The sequence below is a fragment of the Nocardia sp. NPDC060220 genome (genome assembly GCF_042727815.1).
Classification (GTDB): Bacteria; Actinomycetota; Actinomycetes; order Mycobacteriales; family Mycobacteriaceae; genus Nocardia.
In genome coordinates, this window is the sequence record NZ_JBHWZY010000708.1 from 1 (window position 1) to 3,646 (window position 3,646).

A 3,646-nucleotide genomic window follows, 5' to 3' on the forward strand; every position below is an offset into this window, starting at 1 on the left:
CCCCCGAGGTGGCCGCCCGCGTGGAGTCGATCTTCACCAACACCCGCCACAAGCGCACCGTCCCGGTGACACCGCTCGACACCTGGTGGCGCTAGGGGCGTGCTCCCGGCCCCACCGGATCAGCAGATCTGGGCGCCTTCACCGGACGCGGTAGCTCGCAGCAGGTCCCGAACCAGCTCGTAGTCCGGTTCTTTGCGAAAGCGCAGGCATCCTTTGCCCATGTCCTGGCTCGCGAGACGGTCGGCGAACGCCGCGCGGACGTCGGAGCGCAGGAGGTAGAAGGAGATGTAGTGCTTCTGGCCGGCGAAGGCGACCTCGCCGGTGCCGCCGCGTTCGTAGGCGGGCATCCCGTAGGACATCACCTCGGTGAAGCCCGGCAGCTCCTGGAGGCACAGGTCGCGCAGCCTGGTGAGCGCCTCGCGGCGATCCGCCGGGACTTCGGCGAGGTAGGTCGCTACGTCGGGGGCCTTGCTCTGGACCACGGCTAGCCGCCCGCGAAAGGCGGGAGAACGTCGACTCGGTCGCGGAGCATGGCCGACGGGTCGCGGGTGAGCTCGTCGCCGATGAGGAAGGCACAGACGCCGACGAGGCTGTCGATGTCGGAGCCGTAGGTGGCGGCGAGAGTGGCGCGCAGGTCGGCGACGGTGGCACCGTCGGGGAGGTCGAGAGATTCGGTGTTCTTGCCGACCGCGTCGGCGATGGCGGCGAAATAGCGGACCTCAACCACCGATGGCTCCCATCGTGCGTTCCGGGGGGACGAAACCGGCGGCGTCGATACCGTGACCGGCCCATTTCTGCCACATGGCACCGCGCCACAGTTCGGCGACCTCGTCGTCGTCGGCGCCTGCCCGCAGCGCGGTGCGCACGTCGAACTCCTGGTCGCTGAACAGGCACGAACGCAGCATGCCGTCGGCGGTGAGCCGGGTGCGGTCGCAGCTGTCGCAGAACTTGCGCGTGACCGTGGCGATGATCCCGACCGTTGCCGGGCCACCGTCGACCAGCCATTTCTCGGCCGGGGCCGACGGGTCGGCACGGGCGGTGGGGGTCAGGGTGAAGCGCTCGCCGAGGACGTCGAGGAGGTCGGCGGCGGTCACCATGTGATCGCGGGCCCACTCGTGGTCGGCGTCGAGGGGCATCTCCTCGATGAAGCGCAGTTCGCACTGTTCGGCCAGGCACCACGCGAGCAGGTCGGCCGCGCCCGCCAGATTCTGGCGCATCAGCACGGCGTTGACCTTCACCGGCGCCATCCCCGCGTCGCGCGCGGCACGGATGCCGTTGAGGACCGACTCCAGCCGGTCGCGGCGGGTGAGGCGGGTGAAATCTTCCCGGTCGACGGTGTCGAGGGAGACGTTGACCCTGGTCAGACCAGCCGCGGCGAGCTTATGGATGCGATGTTCCAGGCCGACGCCGTTCGTCGTCATAGCCAGCGGGGTGCCGGGCACCGCCGCATGACAGCCCGCGATGATCTGTTCCAGTTCACGGCGCATCAGCGGTTCGCCGCCGGTGAACCGCACCTCCCGCACACCCAGCTCGCGCACCGCCAGCGACACCAGCCGCACGATCTCGTCGGCGGTGAGCAGTTCCTGGCGCGGGATCGGCGGCAAGCCCTCTTCGGGCATGCAATAGGTGCAGCGCAGCGAACACTTCTCGGTGATGGACACGCGCAGGTCGCGAGCGATCCGGCCGAAGCGGTCGACGAGGAACGGCGTCTCGGGCCTGCCGTCCAGGGACGGCCGCTCCGATCGCACGGCGGGTATCCCCATCTCGACCAGCGTCATCTCTACAGTATGACCCGTAAGGCCCGTCACATTCCGTGCGCCGGGCCGATTCTTCGCGAACTCGTCAGCTCACCGCCGCCCACCCACCACCGTGAGCAACGCGACCCCGACCGGCCCCGACACCGACGATTAAGCTGGCAGCATGACTCCCCGGCCCGCTACCGCGTCGGCGCGCAGCGTCGACGAGTACCGCGACACCGTCGCCGCGCTGCTGGCCCGCCTCGCCGACCGCCCGGATGAACAGGTGCCGGTCCCCGAGGCGCTCGGCCGCACGCTGTCGGCCGATGTGGTGTCGCCGATCGATCTGCCGGTGTTCCGTAACTCGGCGATGGACGGCTACGCGGTGCGGGCGGCCGATGTGGCCGTCACCCCGGTCACGCTGCCGGTGGCCGGCGTGGTGGCGGCGGGTAGGCCGGGCACCGACGCGCTGCCCACCGGATCCGCGGTGAAGGTGATGACCGGTGCGCCGATGCCCCCCGGCGCCGACTGTGTGGTGCCGGTCGAGGATGTGCAGGCGGGCGAGGGACGGATCGTGGTCGAACGTGGCCGCGGACGTGGCGAATTCGTGCGCGAAGCCGGTACCGATGTGCGCACCGGCGAGCTCGTCGCGCGGGCAGGCACGGTGCTCGCGCCCCGCCATATCGCCGCACTGGCCGCTGTCGGCCTGCCCACGGTGCCTGCCCTGAGCCGATTACGCGCTGTCTGCATCACCACCGGGGACGAACTCCAGCCCGCGGGCGCCGCGCTGGCCCCGGGCCAGATCTACAATTCCAACGGCATCGCGCTGGCCGCCGCGTTGCGGGCCGACGGTGTCGAGGTGGTCGAGGTCGCGCACAGCACCGACGACCCCGCGGTGTTCACCTCGGTACTGCACGCCGCGACCGCCGTCGCCGACCTGGTCTTCACCTCCGGTGGCGTGTCCAAGGGTGACTTCGAGGTAGTCAAGGATGTGCTGGGTCCGCTCGGCGGGACCTTCGGCTCGGTCGCGGTGCAGCCGGGCGGACCGCAGGGCTACACGGTGGTCGACGAGGTCCCCGTGCTCAGCTTCCCGGGCAATCCGGTGAGCACGATGGTGTCGTACGCCGTGTTCGCGCGCCCCGCCGTACGCGCGCTGGCCGGATTGCCGGAGCTCGTGAGCGGCGAGACCACTCTGCTCACACCGCTTCGCTCCCCCGCCGGTCGTCGCCAATACCTGCGCGGCCTGCTGACCGAGGGCGGGGTGGAAGTGATCTCGGGCCCCGGCTCACATCTCATCGCGGGGATGGCCTGGGCCGATGTCCTGGTCGACGTTCCCGCCGAGGTCACCTCGCTGGCCGCCGGTGTCGCTGTGCGAATCTTGTCGCTATGAGCGAGTTGTCCCACGTCGACCGCGAGGGTCGCGCGCGCATGGTCGACGTCAGCGCGAAAGCCGACACCACCCGGATCGCTGTCGCCGCAGGCGAATTGCAGACGACCGCGGAAGTGGTCGCGTTGGTGCGGGCCGAGGGAATGCCCAAGGCCGATGTGCTGTCCACGGCACGACTGGCCGGAATCGCCGGTGCGAAAAAGACTTCCGAGCTGATTCCGCTGTGCCATCAGCTGGCGTTGTCGTCGGTGAAGGTGGAGTTCGGGTTCACCGAGACCACCATCACAGTCGAGGCGACGGCGAAGACCAAGGGGCCCACCGGGGTCGAGATGGAGGCACTGACCGCTGTCGCCGTGGCCGGGCTGACCCTGCACGACATGGTGAAGGCGGTGGATCCCGCTGCCGTGATGAACGGGGTTCGGCTGGTCACCAAAGAGGGTGGAAAGCACGGGCATTGGGTGCGGCCCGAGGATCGATCCGACACCGGCACACCGGCGCTCGACCGATCGGCACAGGTGGACGC

The 3,646-nt window shown here is 69.8% G+C and carries 5 protein-coding genes and 1 pseudogene; 3 read left to right on the forward strand and 3 right to left on the reverse strand.

The window, feature by feature from the left end; genetic code table 11:
• Window positions 1-95: pseudogene (locus ACFWF3_RS28125) on the forward strand (NAD(+) synthase); the annotation flags it as partial.
• A 24-nt stretch (window positions 96-119) separates the two neighbouring features.
• On the opposite strand, the gene ACFWF3_RS28130 reads toward ACFWF3_RS28125, so the two are convergent.
• From ACFWF3_RS28130 to moaA, 3 genes are read right to left on the reverse strand one after another with little or no spacing between them, the layout of a single operon-like run.
• Window positions 120-482 (reverse strand): iron chaperone, encoded by a 363-nt coding sequence (locus ACFWF3_RS28130; RefSeq protein ID WP_379316469.1) that lies wholly within the window; start codon window positions 480-482, stop codon window positions 120-122.
• A gap of 2 nt (window positions 483-484) precedes the next feature.
• Window positions 485-727 (reverse strand): MoaD/ThiS family protein, encoded by a 243-nt coding sequence (locus ACFWF3_RS28135; protein WP_056812377.1) that lies wholly within the window; start codon window positions 725-727, stop codon window positions 485-487.
• Complete coding sequence (gene moaA / locus ACFWF3_RS28140) at window positions 720-1,778, reverse strand: GTP 3',8-cyclase MoaA (RefSeq protein ID WP_378991486.1); 1,059 nt, start codon at window positions 1,776-1,778, stop codon at window positions 720-722. Before moaA ends, ACFWF3_RS28135 begins: the two co-directional genes overlap by 8 nt.
• A 142-nt stretch (window positions 1,779-1,920) precedes the next feature.
• Here moaA and glp point away from each other — a divergent pair, with 142 nt between their 5' ends.
• Complete coding sequence (glp, locus tag ACFWF3_RS28145; RefSeq protein WP_379316471.1) at window positions 1,921-3,126, forward strand: gephyrin-like molybdotransferase Glp; 1,206 nt, start codon at window positions 1,921-1,923, stop codon at window positions 3,124-3,126.
• The coding region (moaC, locus tag ACFWF3_RS28150) for a cyclic pyranopterin monophosphate synthase MoaC (protein ID WP_379316473.1) at window positions 3,123-3,646 on the forward strand (524 nt) is incomplete at its 3' end. The genes glp and moaC, both read left to right, overlap by 4 nt.